This is a genomic window from Pseudomonas sp. Irchel 3A5, assembly GCF_900187575.1.
Classification (GTDB): Bacteria; Pseudomonadota; Gammaproteobacteria; order Pseudomonadales; family Pseudomonadaceae; genus Aquipseudomonas; species Aquipseudomonas folii.
On the sequence record NZ_FYDU01000022.1, the window covers coordinates 25,318 to 40,239 of the forward strand.

The window sequence follows — 14,922 nt, forward strand, 5'->3', positions numbered from 1 at the left end:
ACAGGAACATTCATGAATACCGAAGGACTCACCGAAGCTGCTGTTGAAGTCAACGATCAGGAAGTTCTGACTGTGGTCGAGCCAAGCATTGAGGTTTTACCCGCAATCGTCGAGACGCCACCGGTTCCGGCCCTTGTCGTGCCGAATCTGGATGACAGCAGTCTGTACATCCATCGTGAACTGTCGCAGCTCAAGTTCAACATTCGCGTGTTGGAACAGGCACTGGATGAGTCCTATCCGCTGCTGGAGCGGCTCAAGTTTCTGCTGATCTTCTCCAGCAACCTCGATGAGTTCTTCGAAATTCGTGTCGCCGGTCTGAAGAAACAGATCACTTTCGCCCGCGAACAAGCTGGCGCCGATGGTCTGCAACCGCATCAGGCCCTGGCCCGCATCAGTGAGCTGGTGCACGGCCACGTTGATCGCCAATACGCGATCCTCAATGACATCCTGCTGCCTGAGCTTGAAAAGCATCAGGTACGCTTCATCCGTCGTCGTCACTGGACGGCCAAGCTCAAGGCGTGGGTTCGTCGTTATTTCCGTGACGAAATCGCGCCGATCATCACGCCCATCGGCCTGGATCCTACTCACCCGTTCCCGCTGCTGGTTAACAAGAGCCTGAACTTCATCGTCGAACTGGAAGGCATCGATGCTTTCGGTCGTGACTCCGGTCTGGCGATCATTCCAGCTCCGCGCCTGTTGCCGCGTGTGATCAAGGTGCCGGAAGACGTCGGCGGCGCTGGGGATAACTTCGTATTCCTGTCATCGATGATCCACGCTCATGCGGACGATCTGTTTCAGGGCATGAAGGTCAAGGGCTGTTACCAGTTCCGTCTGACCCGTAACGCCGACTTGGCGCTGGACTCCGAAGATGTGGAAGACCTTGCCCGTGCGCTGCGTGGCGAGTTGTTCTCCCGTCGTTATGGTGATGCGGTCCGTCTGGAAGTGGCCGATACCTGTCCAAAGCATCTGTCCGACTATCTGCTCAAACAGTTCAACCTGTCCGAGTCCGAGTTGTATCAGGTCAACGGCCCGGTCAACCTGACGCGTCTGTTCAGCATTACCGGTCTGGACAGCCATCCGGAACTGCAATACCAGCCGTTTACCCCGGCCATTCCAAAGCTGCTGCAAAACAGCGAGAACATTTTCAACGTGATCGGCAAGCAGGACATTCTGCTGCTGCATCCTTACGAATCCTTCACGCCGGTGGTCGATCTGCTGCGTCAGGCCGCCAAAGACCCGCACGTCCTGGCTGTCCGCCAGACCCTGTATCGCAGCGGTGCCAACTCGGAAATCGTTGATGCATTGGTAGACGCGGCCCGCAACGGTAAAGAGGTCACTGCGGTGATCGAGTTGCGTGCGCGATTTGACGAAGAGTCCAACCTGCAACTGGCCAGCCGTTTACAAGCTGCCGGTGCGGTAGTGATCTACGGCGTTGTCGGCTTCAAGACCCACGCCAAAATGATGCTGATCCTGCGTCGCGAGGCGGGGGAAATTGTTCGCTATGCGCATTTGGGCACCGGTAACTACCACGCGGGCAACGCCCGTCTGTACACCGACTACAGCCTGCTGACATCCGACGACGCGTTGTGCGAAGACGTTGGCAAAATGTTCAGTCAGTTGATCGGTATGGGTAAAACCCTGCGCATGAAGAAACTGCTGCATGCGCCGTTCACGCTGAAGAAGGGCATGCTCGACATGATTGCCCGGGAAACCCAGTTCGCCGTGGACGGCAAGCCGGCGCACATCATTGCCAAGTTCAACTCGCTGACCGATCCGAAGATCATCCGCGCGTTGTACAAGGCCAGTCAGTCTGGCGTGCGTATTGATCTGGTGGTGCGCGGTATGTGCTGTCTGCGGCCGGGTATTCCGGGCGTGTCTCACAACATCCATGTGCGCTCCATCATTGGTCGCTTCCTGGAGCACACCCGGGTGTTCTACTTCCTCAATGGCGGCGACGAGCAGATGTATCTGTCGAGTGCCGACTGGATGGAGCGCAACCTCGACAAGCGCGTCGAGACTTGCTTCCCGGTAGAGGGCAGGAAGCTAATCCTGCGCGTGAAGAAAGAGCTCGAGCTTTATCTGACCGACAACACCCACAGCTGGCTCCTGCAGCCGGATGGCACCTACGTGCGAAGCACCCCGACTGGCAATCAGAATGCCCGCAACGTTCAGGCGACCCTGCTGGAGCGCCTGAGCAACCCGGTCCTCAGCGTACGCTGAGGACGATACCGACCCGGGTCAGCCACTCCGCTTCCAGCGCGAAGTCGGCCTGGGTCAGTTGGTTGTTTTCCAGCCAGCCTTCCGGGAATACCACATCAAGATTGTTGCCGCTGGCGGTGAGCTCCGGCTGGGGCATTTCCTGTACGCCACGAATGTGGTGAAACAGGATCGCGAAGCGCAACAGCACGCATAGACGAATCAGTTTTTCGCCCTCTGCGCCGAAGTCGGCAAACTTGTCCTTGGGAATATTACGGCGGTGGCCGCGCACCAGCAGTGCAAGCATTTGCTGATCTTCCCGTGAGAATCCCGACAGGTCGGAATGCTCGATCAGGTAAGCGCCATGCTTGTGGTAGTGATAGTGGGCGATGTCGAGGCCGACTTCATGGACCTTGGCTGCCCAACTGAGCAGTTCCCGGTAACTGTCATCTTCCAGCCCCCAGGCATGAGCGACCTGCTCAAGGGCGTGCAGAGCCTTTCGCTCCACACGAGCGGCCTGTTCAAGGTCAACATGGTAACGCTCCATCAGCGAGCTTAGCGTGCGCTCACGGACGTCTTCATGGTGATGACGGCCCATCAGGTCGTACAGCACACCTTCACGCAGCGCGCCTTCGCAGTGATCCATGCGCTGCAGTTCCAGTGCGTCGAAGATCGCTTCGAGGATCGCCAGGCCTGCCGGGAAGATCGAGCGGCGATCCGGCTTGATGCCGTCGAAATCGATCTTCTCCACATCACCCAGTTTGAACAGCTTGCGCTTGAGCCATGCGAGGCCGTCGGCATTCACTTCACCTGAGCCCTGACCGTTGGCCTTGAGCGCCAGACCGATCGCACGAATGGTGCCCGACGAACCGATCGCCTCATCCCACTTCAGGCGATGCAGGGCGTGTTCGATGCTCATGATTTCCAGGCGCGCAGCGGTGTAGGCCTGTGCATAGCGTGCCGGGGTGATCTTGCCGTCCTTGAAATAGCGCTGGGTGAAACTCACGCAACCCATCTGCAGGCTTTCACGCAGCAGCGGTTCAAAGCGCTGACCGATGATGAATTCGGTACTGCCACCGCCGATATCCGCCACCAGGCGTTTGCCGGGGGTGTCAGCCAAGGTATGGGACACCCCGAGATAAATCAGGCGGGCTTCTTCACGGCCGGAAATCACTTCCACCGGATGGCCGAGAATTTCCTCGGCGCGAACGATGAATTCATTACGGTTACGTGCTTCGCGCAGGGCGTTGGTACCCACGATGCGGACCGCACCCAACGGCAGACCGTTGATCAGTTGAGCAAAACGCTTGAGGCAGTCGAGCCCGCGCTGCATGGATTCTTCGTTGAGTTGTCGCTCTTCGTTGATGCCAGCCGCCAGTTGAACCTTCTCTCCAAGGCGCTCCAGGATGCGGATATCCCCGGAGTTGGCTTGAGCTACCACCATGTGGAAGCTGTTCGAGCCCAGGTCAATGGCAGCGATCAGGGAAAGATTCTTGGCTTTGGATTGCGGCATGATCAGAAAATCTCGGTCGATAACCGCGCCATCGTGCCACGATCCATGGCTGCCGCCAACGCGAAGCTTTCAAGCTGGCGCTTGGCCTGCAATATCCATAACCCGGATCGATTAGTTGGTAGCGGCATTGTTGAATCAAAACCCGCCTTGTAGGAGCTGCCGAAGGCTGCGAAGCGGTGTGTCAGGGAAAATGCTTTCGCAGCCTTCGGCAGCTCCTACTAAAAGGGGCGTGCAAGTTTTAAGTGACCGGCAAGCTGGTCGTCGATTTGATCTCCGACAGGGCAACCGTCGAATTCACTTCCTGAATGCCCGGCACCAGCGAAAGTTTTTCAAAGAAGAACCGCTCGTACGCCTCAATGTCTGGCGTCACGATGCGCAGCAGGAAATCCACCGAGCCCATCAGCACATAGCACTCCAGCACTTCGGGGAAGCCGCGAATGGCTTCGGTGAACTCGGTGAAGTTCGAGCGTCCGTGAGCATTGAGCTTCACCTCGGCAAAGATCTGCGTATTGAGGCCGATCTTTTTGCGGTCCAGCAGCGATACCTGACGACGAATGACCCCTTCATCCTTGAGCCGCTGAATCCTGCGCCAGCAAGGCGATTGGGATAATCCCACCTGCTCGGCGATTTGCGCGCTGGATAGCGACGCGTCCTCCTGAAGCAGTGCAAGAATCTTGCGATCATAAGAATCCAGCTCAATGTGCATAACTATTTCTCTCTATGAAGCTATCGCGCATTAACAAGTCGTAACAAGACTAAATCATTCAATGATGGACCAGATATTTCTTTTTTGGCATGCAAGAATTTCTTCCAGTCATTAACCCTCTACAGCGCAGAGGTCAGCATGCCCACTCTCGAAGCCGTTACTTCACTGTCGCACCGCCCGGATACCTGGGCGGCGGATAACGCTCATTGCTGCGCCCGCTATCAGATTCTGATCGAAGCCGAGGCCGATTCACTGTGCCGAGTGCTGAACCTGTTTGCGATGCAGTACCTGATTCCTCATCAGGTCAACGTTCTGCAACAGGACGACGTATTGGGTATCGACGTTGAGATCGCCAATCTGACCTGGCACCGGGCGCAAGTCATTGCGGAGAAAATGCGCAGCCTGATCAATGTCTGCTCGGTGGAGTTGGAACAACTGGCCCAGCCGCACGTCTCAAACTCAACGGTTTCCCTCGCCGTCGGTTAGGCCTGGCAGAAAAAAAACGTAACTCATGTATACGCATATGCCGAAATAACTGACACGCTGGGGGCTACGCTTGGTTCGTTCGAGCCGAATTGTCCAAAGGAATCCGCATGTCAGTTCACGCCTCATCACAGGATCGTTGGCTGGATCTGAATGATCTGCTGCGCGATCTGGTCGCCGAAGGGTTTATCGATCAGAACAGTGCCGAAAACGCGCTGACCCACCGGCGCAGTGCCGCGAACCTGCAACTGCATCCGCTTGAGTTCATCGCCACGCAACAGCTCGACGATCTCAAACGACCAGGGCGCAAGCTGGATCTCGAAACCCTTACCGCCTGGCTTGCCGCGCAAAGCGGGCAGCCCTATTTGCGCATCGACCCGCTGAAGATCAAGGTCGCCTCGGTCACGCCATTGATGTCTTATGCCTTTGCCCAACGCCACAAGATTCTGGCGGTGGAGGTAGATCGCGACTCAGTGACCATCGCCAGCGCGCAGCCCTATGTGCATGGCTGGGAAGCTGACCTGACCCACGTGCTGAAACTGCCAATACGGCGTGTGGTGGCCAACCCGGTCGATATTCAGCGGCTGGCAGTTGAGTTTTATCGGCTGGCCAAGTCCGTCAGCGGTGCTGCCGCGACGGATCAGAAAATCAGCGGTATGGGCAACTTCGAACAGTTGCTCAAGCTGGGTGCCAGTGACCAGGAACCCGATGCGAACGACGCGCACATCGTCAATATTGTCGACTGGTTGTTCCAGTATGCGTTTCAGCAGCGGGCCAGTGATATTCATATCGAGCCGCGTCGGGAGCAGGGCACGGTGCGTTTTCGCATCGACGGCGTGCTGCACAACGTCTATCAATTTCCGGCGCAAGTGACCATGGCCATCGTCAGCCGCCTGAAAAGCCTTGGGCGCATGAACGTTGCCGAAAAGCGCAAGCCGCAGGACGGCCGGGTCAAGACCAGTACCCCTGATGGTGGCGAGGTTGAGCTGCGGCTTTCAACACTGCCGACAGCTTTCGGGGAAAAAATGGTCATGCGGATCTTCGATCCGGATGTACTGCTGAAAAACTTCGACCAGCTCGGTTTTTCCAGCGACGACCTGCGCCGCTGGGAAGGCATGACCCGTCAGCCCAACGGCATCATCCTGGTCACCGGGCCTACGGGTTCCGGCAAGACCACGACGCTTTACACCACGCTCAAGATGCTCGCGACGTCCGAAGTCAACCTGTGCACCATCGAAGACCCTATCGAGATGGTCGAGCCCGCGTTCAACCAGATGCAGGTCCAGCACAACATCGACCTGTCGTTCGCCAGCGGTGTGCGTGCACTGATGCGGCAAGACCCGGACATCATCATGATCGGCGAGATTCGTGACCTCGAGACTGCGGAAATGGCGATCCAGGCCGCGCTTACCGGTCACCTTGTGCTCTCGACATTGCATACCAACGACGCGCCAAGTGCTATCAGCCGGATGCTCGAACTTGGCGTGCCGCATTACCTGCTCAAAGCGACCATTCTCGGGGTCATGGCGCAGCGACTTGTGCGAACGTTGTGTCCGCACTGCAAAGCGCCCGTGCAACTGGATGAGGGCGACTGGCAGAGCCTGACCCGACCGTGGCAAGCGCCTGTGCCAGCCGGAGCGCATCGTGCGGTCGGTTGTGTCGAGTGTCGCGATACCGGCTACCGCGGCCGCGCCGGGGTATACGAGATCATGCTGATGTCCGAGGGCGTGCAAGGTTTGATCAGCGCCGACCTTGACCTCAGCGCGATGCGTCGCCAGGCATTCAAGGAGGGCATGCGCAGCTTGCGCTTGTCCGGCGCACAGAAAGTGTCGGCGGGGCTGACTACACTTGAGGAAGTGCTACGCGTGACGCCGCAGAGCGAGCAACGCTGAGGTTGGCTGGAATGCGCTTCCATTGGGCGGATCTCCGACGTGGGACCGGCTTTAGCCGGGAATAGGCCGATACTGCCGCTGCATCTATGTCGCCTGGCAGATAGCTTTCCCGGCTAAAGCCGGTCCCACGTCAGCGATTCGCATGCAGGCAAACATAAATCCCGCTCAGAAGATCACTCACATCCTGAACCAATATTTCGTTGAATCATTGGCTTTATGTGGCCGAAGTCTGACTAAATAGCGCCCTGATAAACGTTCGTAACCAACAGGGAAATGTTATGCAACTGGGCAGTGTGGTTTTACTCTTCGTTGCGCTGGCGATCGCCATCGTATTCATGGGCTTCAAGGTTGTGCCGCAGGGCTACCAGTGGACGGTTGAGCGCTTTGGCCGTTACACCACCACCCTCAAGCCGGGCCTGAACATCATTGTGCCGGTGATGGATCGCATCGGGCGCAAGATCAATGTCATGGAAAGCGTCCTCGACATCCCGCCTCAGGAAGTCATCACGGCTGACAACGCCACAGTACAAATCGATGCGGTGTGTTTCTTTCAGGTCGTGAACACTGCGCAGGCAGCTTACGAGGTAAACAACCTCGAACATGCCATTCGCAATCTCCTGCAAACCAACATCCGCACCGTGCTGGGCTCCATGGAGCTGGACGCGATGCTCAGCCAGCGTGACAACATCAACGAGCGGCTGCTGCGTACCGTGGATGAAGCGACTGCGCCATGGGGAATCAAGATCACCCGTATCGAAATCAAGGACATCAGCCCGCCTGACGACCTGATGGCTGCGATGTCCGGTCAGATGAAAGCCGAGCGGATCAAGCGCGCGCAAATTCTTGAGGCCGAGGGCCTGCGAGCGGCCGCGATTCTCACTGCTGAAGGCAAGAAACAGGCGCAGATTCTTGAGGCTGAAGGTGGCCGCCAGGCGGCGTTCCTGGAGTCTGAAGCTCGTGAGCGTCAGGCCGAAGCAGAAGCGCGGGCTACTCAGGTGGTGTCCGAGGCCATTGCCAGCGGTAACGTCCAGGCGGTCAATTACTTCGTGGCGCAAAAATATATCGATGCGCTGGGCAAACTGGCTTCAGCCAACAACAGCAAAGTCATCCTCATGCCTCTTGAGGCCAGTCAGGTCATCGGCGCTGTCGGCGGCATCGGCGAAATCGTCAAAGCCACCTTCGACAGCAAGAAGTCCTGAGGCGAGCCCCATGGAATACCTGCAAAACCTGTCGTTCTGGGACTGGCTGGGGTTAGGCACCGTGTTGCTGATTCTTGAGGTGTTCGGCGCGGGCGGCTATCTGCTGTGGATGGGCGTTGCGGCGGCAGCGGTCGGCGTGCTGACGTTCATCATCCCGGGCATGCTCTGGACCCTGCAGTTCTTGCTGTTTGCCGTCATGTCGGTGCTGACGGCCGTGTATTGGTGGCGCCGCCAGCGAACCGTTAACCGGCCTTCGGATCAGCCCGGTCTGAATATGCGCGGTCAGGAATTGATCGGTCGTGTGTTTGTTGTCCAGAACGCGATTGTCGATGGTCGGGGCAAGATCAAGGTTGGCGACAGCGTCTGGCTGGTGAATGGGCCTGATACCCCGGTCGGTAGCCAGGTCCGAGTAATCGGCCAGGATGGGGCCATATTGCGGGTTGAGGCGCTTTAAGTAACACCTGCCCCCTGTAGGAGCGCGCTTGCCCGCGATAGCGTTGAGTCAGGCACCGGTGTGCTATCTGGAAGACTGCTATCGCGGGCAAGCGCGCTCCTACAGGTGTCGTCGCCTCCACCACGGAACTACCACATCACTCCCGCTATCCAACAGTTTCAGAACAATCATTGTTGGAGTACCCCATCATGCGTCTCAAGCTCGCTGTCGCCACGTTTGCTCTGCTTTCTCTCCCGGTTGGTTCAGCAATGGCTGACGCTGGGTTCTGGCGTGATGTTATTTCCTCTGGCGCCACTACCGGCTCCACTTACCTGACCTTCAAGGATCACAAACTGATCGTTGCTGCTCAAGACGATGCAGGCAGCTTTGTTGCCAGCGACGGTGGTATCCGTGGTCCGTTCCTGGAAGCAGCTATCCAGCAGGTTCGCAGTGAGAACCCTGGCCTGAATGCTTCGGACATGGATCTGGCCAACGCCATCCTGGCCAAGAATCTGGTTGCTGAAAACCAGTAATTCCGGGATAAAAAAATGCCGCTCAATGAGCGGCATTTTTTATGGCTGGCTGTTCGGCTTACTCGCCGATAGCAGCCTTGTAGCCTGCAGCGTCCAGCAGTTTCGCCAGATCAGCATCGGCAGCACTGGGTTTGATCTTGAAGATCCACGCGCCGTAAGAATCGTTGTTCAGTGATTCCGGAGCGTCGCCCAGCGCTTCATTGACTTCAACCACTTCGCCAGCAATCGGCGAATAGATATCGGAAGCGGCTTTCACCGATTCAACGACACCCGCAGCATCACCAGCGGCGAAGACCTTGCCAATTTCCGGCAGCTCGACGAACACCACGTCGCCCAGTGCTTCCTGAGCGTGGTCAGAAATACCCACGACAATCAGGTCACCTTCTTTCTTTGCCCATTCGTGGCTTTCAGCAAAACGCAGTTCGGCGGGGATATTGCTCATTTAGTCATCCTCAACATCGGGTCAGCGGTAAACCCGCCAGGAAAATTCAGATCAGGGCTTTGCCATGACGTACAAACGCGGGCTTTACCACGCGAACCGGGTACCATTTGCCGCGAATTTCGACTTCGGCACGGTCAGCAGTGGCCATTGGCACGCGTGCCAAGGCAATCGACTTGCTTAGCGTAGGAGAGAAACTACCACTGGTGATCTCTCCTTCGCCAATTTCTGCGATGCGCACCACTTGATGAGCGCGCAAAACGCCGCGCTCTTCCAGCACCAGACCAACCAGTTTGGAGCCGATACCCCGCGCGCGTTCGGCTTCCAGAGCGGCACGGCCAATGAACTTGCGGGAGGCAGGCTCCCAGGCGATGGTCCAGGCCATGTTGGCTACCAGCGGCGTGACTTGCTCGTCAATGTCCTGGCCGTAGAGGTTCATGCCCGCTTCAAGGCGCAGGGTATCTCGTGCGCCCAGACCGATTGGCGAAATACCAGCGCCCACCAGATCGTTGAAGAAGCCGGGCGCCTGTTCAGACGGCAGAATAATTTCCAGACCGTCTTCGCCGGTATAGCCGGTCCGTGCGATAAACCAGTTGGCGTCTGTGCGCCCTTCAAAGGGCTTGAGCTGGCGGATCAGTTCGGCTCGGGATGCCGTGACCAGTTCGGCAATTCTGACACGGGCTTGTGGGCCCTGAATGGCCAGCATCGACAGATCATTACGTTTGTTCAGTTGCACATCGAAGTCATTCAGATGCACAAACATCCAGGCGAGGTCTTTGTCGCCGGTGGCCGCGTTGACCACCAGACGGTAACCGTTGTCAGTGAGGTAGACGATCATGTCGTCGATGACCCCGCCGTCGTTGTCGAGCATCGCGCTGTACAACGCGTGCCCCACATCCTTTAACCGGTCGACATCATTGGCGAGCAAATACTGCAGCCAGGTTTTTGCCTGACTGCCGGTTACATCAATCACATGCATGTGTGAGACGTCGAACACACCGCAATCCCGGCGCACCTGATGGTGCTCCTCGACCTGCGATCCATAATGCAACGGCATGTCCCACCCACCAAAATCGACCATCTTCGCGCCCAGGGCGAGATGCAGGTCAAAAAGCGGCGTGCGCTGTCCCATGGGTTTCTCCTTCCGGGCGTGGCGGAGGTGCGGACAGGCAAAAACGCTGACATGCCCCTGTGTATTGGGTTAGGAGCAGATAGCAACATGTCGAACAGTCTGACAGACCACACCGATTGCGGCGCATTGTAGCCGTACGGAGGTAGACCCGCATCTAACTAAGTTGACGTGCGGAACGTCTGATCAAACCGATGACTGGCAACAGGCCAACCAGGACCAGCGTAAGGGCGGGCAGGGCGGCGCGGGCCCATTCGCCTTCGCTGGTCATCTCGAAGATGCGTACGGCCAGGGTGTCCCAGCCGAACGGGCGCATCAGGAGGGTGGCGGGCATTTCCTTGAGCACATCGACGAAGACCAGCAAAGCTGCGCTCAAAGCGCCAGGGACCAGCAGAGGTAGATACACCTTGAAAAACAATCGTGGCCCACTGACCCCCAGACTGCGTGCTGCTTCCGGGAGGGAGGGGCGGATGCGTGACAGGCTGTTTTCCAGCGGCCCGTAGGCGACGGCAATGAAACGCACCAGATAGGCCAACAGCAGCGCTGCCAGACTGCCCAGCAGCAAAGGCCTGCCTGCGCCGCCCAGCCAGCTGGAAACCGGTATCACCAACACGCGATCCAGATAACTGAACGCCAGCATGATCGAAACGGCCAACACTGAACCTGGCAGTGCATAGCCCAGATTAGCCAGCCCAACCCCGGAGTTGATCGCTGGAGTAGGGGCCAGACGACGGGCGAACGCCAACACCAATGCCACGCTCACAGTAATCAGCGCGGCTATGCCGCCCAGATACAAAGTGTGCAGGATCAGCCCGGTATAACGCTCATCCAGATCAAAGCGCCCGCGTTGCCAGACCCAGACAATAAGTTGCAACAGCGGGACTGCGAAGGCGCAGATGAATACCAGCCCACACCAACAAGTGGCCGCCGCCGCTTTGACGCCTCGCAGATGGTAAAGCGCCTTGACCCGAGGCCTTTCGTTGGTCGCCCGGCTCGCACCTCTGGCTCGGCGCTCGCCGTAGAGCACGATCATCACTGCCAACAGCAGCAGGCTGGCCAGTTGTGCTGCGCTGGAAAGGCTGAAGAAGCCGTACCAGGTTTTATAAATGGCAGTGGTAAAGGTATCGAAGTTGAACACCGAAACTGCGCCGAAGTCGGCGAGGGTTTCCATCAGCGCCAATGCCACACCCGCTCCAATGGCCGGACGTGCCATTGGCAATGCGACGCGCCAGAACGCTTGCCAGGGTGTTTGGCCAAGCACTCTGGCGGCTTCCATCAAGCCTTTACCCTGGGCAAGAAACGCTGTGCGCGCGAGCAGATAGACGTAAGGGTAAAACACCAACACCAGCACGATGATCACGCCGCCGGTGGAGCGTACGCGTGGCAGTCGCAGCCCGGTACCGAACCACTCGCGAAGTAACGTCTGCACGGGACCCGCAAAATCCAGCAGCCCTACGAATACAAACGCCAGCACATAGGCGGGAATCGCAAACGGCAGCATCAACGCCCAATCCAGCCAGCGTCGACCGGGGAATTCACACAGGCTGGTGAGCCAGGCCAGACTGACGCCCAGCAGCGTGACTCCAACGCCCACGCCCAGAACCAGTGTCAGCGTATTGCCCAGCAGGCGTGGCATCTGGGTTTCCCAGAGGTGGGACCAGATCTGCATGTCGATGGTCTGCCAGGACAGCAGCAAAACACTGAGCGGCAGCAGCACCAGTGCAGCGATGGCGAAGACCAGCGGGTACCAGCGGCGTTGGGCGGGATGGGCCAAGGTGGCTCTCTACAGGTGCTGGATTACTGTGGGAGCGGTGCTTGCCCGCGATAAGGCTGAACGCTTTAGATCGCATCCAGCCTTATCGCGGGCAAGCACCGCTCCCACAGGAAGCCCATTTCAATTCAAATAATGTGCTTGAGTGACAGAGTCAGTTCCAGCCAACCCGATCCATCATACGGATCGCTTCGGCCTGGCGCTTGCCTGCAACTTCGACCGGGATGGTATCAGCCTTGAACTGACCCCAGCTTGCGACCTCCTGGGAGGGGGCGACTTTCGGGTTGGCCGGGAACTCCTGATTCGTGCCCGCGAATATTGCTTGTGCTTCCGGACCTGTCATCCACTCGACCATGGCCTTGGCGGCTTCCGGGTGGGGAGCGTACTTGGTCAGGCCAATTCCGGACAAATTGACGTGTACGCCGCGGTCCGACTGGTTCGGCCAGAACAGCTTCACTGCCAGATCAGGATTGTCCTTGTGCAGACGGCCATAGTAGTAAGTGTTGACGATGCCGACATCGCACTGCCCGGCATTGATCGCTTCCAGGACGGCTATGTCGTCGGAGAACACGTCGGTGGACAGGTTGTTCACCCAGCCCTTGAGGATCTTCTCGGAGGCCTCGGCACCATGGGTTTCAATCAACGTGGCAGTCAGCGACTGGTTGTAAACCTTTTTTGCCGTGCGCAGGCACAGGCGACCTTCCCAGTCCTTGCCTGCCAATGCTTCGTAGGTTGTTAGCTCTTCGGGCTTAACACGATCAGTCGAATAGGCGATGGTCCGGGCCCGCAGGCTCAGGCCGGTCCAGCTGTGGGTCGACGAGCGATACTGCGCAGGAATATTGGCGTCGATCACCGGCGAAGTGAACGGCTGCAGAATACCCATCTGCTCGGCCTGCCAGAGGTTACCCGCATCGACGGTGAGCAGCAGATCGGCAGTGGCGTTCTCGCCTTCGGCCTTGATGCGCTGCATCAGCGGCGCTTCCTTGTCAGTGATGAATTTGACCTTCACGCCGGTCTTGGCCGTATACGCATCGAACACCGGCTTGATCAGTTCATCAATTCGGGAGGAATAAACCACTACCTCGTCGGCAGCCTGGGCGGTGCTGCCAAGCACTGCCAGTGTCAAAGCAGCCAGAAGACGCTTGCTTGTCTGCATGGAGAGGTCTCGCGTTCGCAAAATGAGGCGAAATGGTAGTGAATCCCATTTGCCGCGTCTGGATAGACGAGTAACAGAATGTTGCGGCTGGCGAGCAATGTGCACTACTTGTGGGAGAGTTATGTTGGCCTGCAAGCCCAATCTCTGTGGGAGCGGTGCTTGCCCGCGATAAGGGCAATGCGGTCTAAAGTGAATCGCATCCAGCCTTATCGCGGGCAAGCACCGCTCCCACAGGAATCAGTGCTAGCTTTACAACCGCGCCAACTCTGGCAAGTCCCCACTCAATCCCAGCGCTTGCCGCACGAAGGTGGCCTTGGCTTCCGGTATCTGGTTAACCATTTTCAGCCCGGTATTACGCAGCCAGCGAATCGGCAACTGGTCGGCCTGGAACAACCGCTCAAAACCTTCCATCGCCGCCATCAGCGCCAGATTGTGGGGCATACGGCGGCGTTCGAAACGGCTGAGCACGCGGACATCGGCCAGTCGTTCGCCACGCTCATTACCGTGCAAGAGCACTTCAGCAAGCACTGCCGCGTCGAGAAATCCGAGATTCACCCCTTGCCCGGCCAGCGGGTGGATGGTGTGGGCGGCGTCGCCGATCAAGGCCAGACCTTCAGCGACATAGCGTTTGGCGTGGCGCTGACGCAACGGCACGCACACCCGAGGGTCAACGGCCAGTACAGGGCCCAAACGGCCTTCGAAGGCCTGTTCAAGCTCGCGACAGAACGCATCATCTTCCAGAGCCGTCAGCCGCTCGGCTTCTTTTGGGGTGACCGACCAGACGATGGAGCACCAATGCTCCCCCTCACGCTGCAGCGGCAAGAACGCCAGCGGGCCATTGTCGGTAAAACGCTGCCAGGCAGTCTTGCGGTGCGGGTTGCTGGTACGCACGCTGGTCACGATAGCGTGATGCTGGTAATCCCATTCACGGGTTTGAGTCCCGGTCAGGCGCCGAACCGCAGAGTTGGCACCGTCAGCGGCAATGACCAGAGGCGCACGCAGCAGACGACCGTCAGCCAGTGTCAGCAGCCAGTCATCCCCGGAGCGCCGCATTTGCTCCAGTCGCGCGTTGGCCAGCAGACCGATATCGCAATCATGCAGACGGTCCAGCAGAGCGTCCTGCACGACCCGGTTTTCCACGATATGTCCGAGCACGTCGGCATGCACGCTGGCCGCCGAGAAGTGAATCTGCCCCGTGCCGCTGCCATCCCAAACCTGCATTTCGCCGTACGGGCTGGTGCGCCGATTGGCAATGCCTTCCCACGCGCCCAGGCGCTGCAGAATCCGTTGGCTGGCGGCAGACAACGCGCTGACCCGGGGTTCGAACATCGCCTGGGCGTCGAACGGCTTGACACTCAGCGGGCCACCATCGACCACGATAACGTTCAAGCCGCTGCCCTGTAGGGCCAGCGCCAAGGCGCTGCCGACCATTCCGGCTCCGACAATCAGCAGATCTGCGCGGATTTCCATGC

At 58.3% G+C, this 14,922-nt stretch carries 14 protein-coding genes; 6 read left to right on the forward strand and 8 right to left on the reverse strand.

Features of this window, described 5'->3' with window-relative positions:
- Nucleotides 1–12: 12 nt before the first annotated feature.
- Nucleotides 13–2,220 (forward strand): polyphosphate kinase 1, encoded by a 2,208-nt coding sequence (gene ppk1, locus CKW31_RS27420; RefSeq protein ID WP_095101964.1) that lies wholly within the window; start codon nucleotides 13–15, stop codon nucleotides 2,218–2,220.
- On the opposite strand, the gene ppx is transcribed toward ppk1, so the two are convergent.
- From ppx to CKW31_RS27430, 3 genes are all read right to left on the reverse strand, one after another.
- The gene (gene ppx / locus CKW31_RS27425) at nucleotides 2,207–3,709 is read right to left on the reverse strand and encodes an exopolyphosphatase (RefSeq protein ID WP_095101966.1); all 1,503 of its coding nucleotides are present in this window, start codon (nucleotides 3,707–3,709) and stop codon (nucleotides 2,207–2,209) included. The genes ppk1 and ppx overlap by 14 nt on opposite strands.
- A 2-nt stretch (nucleotides 3,710–3,711) precedes the next feature.
- Nucleotides 3,712–3,837: a hypothetical protein gene (locus tag CKW31_RS30185; protein ID WP_256582747.1), complete on the reverse strand. Its 126-nt coding sequence runs from the start codon at nucleotides 3,835–3,837 to the stop codon at nucleotides 3,712–3,714.
- A 110-nt stretch (nucleotides 3,838–3,947) separates the two neighbouring features.
- Nucleotides 3,948–4,415 (reverse strand): Lrp/AsnC family transcriptional regulator, encoded by a 468-nt coding sequence (locus tag CKW31_RS27430; RefSeq protein ID WP_095101967.1) that lies wholly within the window; start codon nucleotides 4,413–4,415, stop codon nucleotides 3,948–3,950.
- 138 nt (nucleotides 4,416–4,553) lie between these two features.
- Between CKW31_RS27430 and CKW31_RS27435 the strand changes: the two genes are divergently transcribed.
- The 5 genes from CKW31_RS27435 to CKW31_RS27455 all read left to right on the forward strand — a co-directional run bounded on the left by CKW31_RS27435 (nucleotide 4,554) and on the right by CKW31_RS27455 (nucleotide 8,955).
- Nucleotides 4,554–4,901: a hypothetical protein gene (locus CKW31_RS27435; protein WP_095101969.1), complete on the forward strand. Its 348-nt coding sequence runs from the start codon at nucleotides 4,554–4,556 to the stop codon at nucleotides 4,899–4,901.
- 107 nt (nucleotides 4,902–5,008) lie between these two features.
- Nucleotides 5,009–6,790 carry a GspE/PulE family protein gene (locus CKW31_RS27440; protein ID WP_095101971.1) on the forward strand — a complete coding sequence of 594 codons (1,782 nt, stop codon included), beginning with the start codon at nucleotides 5,009–5,011 and terminating at the stop codon, nucleotides 6,788–6,790.
- 278 nt (nucleotides 6,791–7,068) lie between these two features.
- Nucleotides 7,069–7,989 (forward strand): SPFH domain-containing protein, encoded by a 921-nt coding sequence (locus tag CKW31_RS27445; RefSeq protein WP_027901293.1) that lies wholly within the window; start codon nucleotides 7,069–7,071, stop codon nucleotides 7,987–7,989.
- 10 nt (nucleotides 7,990–7,999) lie between these two features.
- Nucleotides 8,000–8,443 (forward strand): NfeD family protein, encoded by a 444-nt coding sequence (locus CKW31_RS27450; protein ID WP_095101973.1) that lies wholly within the window; start codon nucleotides 8,000–8,002, stop codon nucleotides 8,441–8,443.
- Nucleotides 8,444–8,631: 188 nt separating this feature from the next.
- Nucleotides 8,632–8,955, forward strand: a complete 324-nt coding sequence (locus tag CKW31_RS27455) for a DUF2388 domain-containing protein (protein WP_027901291.1) — start codon at nucleotides 8,632–8,634, stop codon at nucleotides 8,953–8,955.
- A 58-nt stretch (nucleotides 8,956–9,013) separates the two neighbouring features.
- On the opposite strand, the gene gcvH is transcribed toward CKW31_RS27455, so the two are convergent.
- The 5 genes from gcvH to CKW31_RS27480 form a co-directional block, all read right to left on the reverse strand.
- Nucleotides 9,014–9,397: a glycine cleavage system protein GcvH gene (gene gcvH / locus CKW31_RS27460; protein WP_027901290.1), complete on the reverse strand. Its 384-nt coding sequence runs from the start codon at nucleotides 9,395–9,397 to the stop codon at nucleotides 9,014–9,016.
- A 46-nt stretch (nucleotides 9,398–9,443) separates the two neighbouring features.
- The gene (gene gcvT, locus CKW31_RS27465; RefSeq protein ID WP_095101975.1) at nucleotides 9,444–10,526 is read right to left on the reverse strand and encodes a glycine cleavage system aminomethyltransferase GcvT; all 1,083 of its coding nucleotides are present in this window, start codon (nucleotides 10,524–10,526) and stop codon (nucleotides 9,444–9,446) included.
- A gap of 154 nt (nucleotides 10,527–10,680) precedes the next feature.
- Nucleotides 10,681–12,297 carry an iron ABC transporter permease gene (locus CKW31_RS27470; protein WP_095101977.1) on the reverse strand — a complete coding sequence of 539 codons (1,617 nt, stop codon included), beginning with the start codon at nucleotides 12,295–12,297 and terminating at the stop codon, nucleotides 10,681–10,683.
- Nucleotides 12,298–12,448: 151 nt separating this feature from the next.
- Nucleotides 12,449–13,450, reverse strand: a complete 1,002-nt coding sequence (locus CKW31_RS27475) for an extracellular solute-binding protein (RefSeq protein WP_095101979.1) — start codon at nucleotides 13,448–13,450, stop codon at nucleotides 12,449–12,451.
- 249 nt (nucleotides 13,451–13,699) lie between these two features.
- A complete protein-coding gene (locus tag CKW31_RS27480; RefSeq protein WP_176470001.1) occupies nucleotides 13,700–14,914 on the reverse strand; it encodes a 2-octaprenyl-3-methyl-6-methoxy-1,4-benzoquinol hydroxylase in 1,215 nt (404 codons plus the stop codon).
- Nucleotides 14,915–14,922: the final 8 nt, after the last annotated feature.

Bases quoted from the DNA above. Each gene is read 5' to 3' on its own strand.
- CKW31_RS27440 (WP_095101971.1), top strand. From the start codon at position 5,009: ATGTCAGTTCACGCCTCATCACAGGATCGTTGGCTGGATCTGAATGAT.
- CKW31_RS27445 (WP_027901293.1), top strand. From the start codon at position 7,069: ATGCAACTGGGCAGTGTGGTTTTACTCTTCGTTGCGCTGGCGATCGCC.
- ppx (WP_095101966.1), bottom strand. From the start codon at position 3,709: ATGCCGCAATCCAAAGCCAAGAATCTTTCCCTGATCGCTGCCATTGAC.
- CKW31_RS27430 (WP_095101967.1), bottom strand. From the start codon at position 4,415: ATGCACATTGAGCTGGATTCTTATGATCGCAAGATTCTTGCACTGCTT.
- gcvH (WP_027901290.1), bottom strand. From the start codon at position 9,397: ATGAGCAATATCCCCGCCGAACTGCGTTTTGCTGAAAGCCACGAATGG.
- CKW31_RS27450 (WP_095101973.1), top strand. From the start codon at position 8,000: ATGGAATACCTGCAAAACCTGTCGTTCTGGGACTGGCTGGGGTTAGGC.
- ppk1 (WP_095101964.1), top strand. From the start codon at position 13: ATGAATACCGAAGGACTCACCGAAGCTGCTGTTGAAGTCAACGATCAG.
- CKW31_RS27475 (WP_095101979.1), bottom strand. From the start codon at position 13,450: ATGCAGACAAGCAAGCGTCTTCTGGCTGCTTTGACACTGGCAGTGCTT.
- CKW31_RS27455 (WP_027901291.1), top strand. From the start codon at position 8,632: ATGCGTCTCAAGCTCGCTGTCGCCACGTTTGCTCTGCTTTCTCTCCCG.
- CKW31_RS30185 (WP_256582747.1), bottom strand. From the start codon at position 3,837: ATGCCGCTACCAACTAATCGATCCGGGTTATGGATATTGCAGGCCAAG.
- CKW31_RS27435 (WP_095101969.1), top strand. From the start codon at position 4,554: ATGCCCACTCTCGAAGCCGTTACTTCACTGTCGCACCGCCCGGATACC.
- gcvT (WP_095101975.1), bottom strand. From the start codon at position 10,526: ATGGGACAGCGCACGCCGCTTTTTGACCTGCATCTCGCCCTGGGCGCG.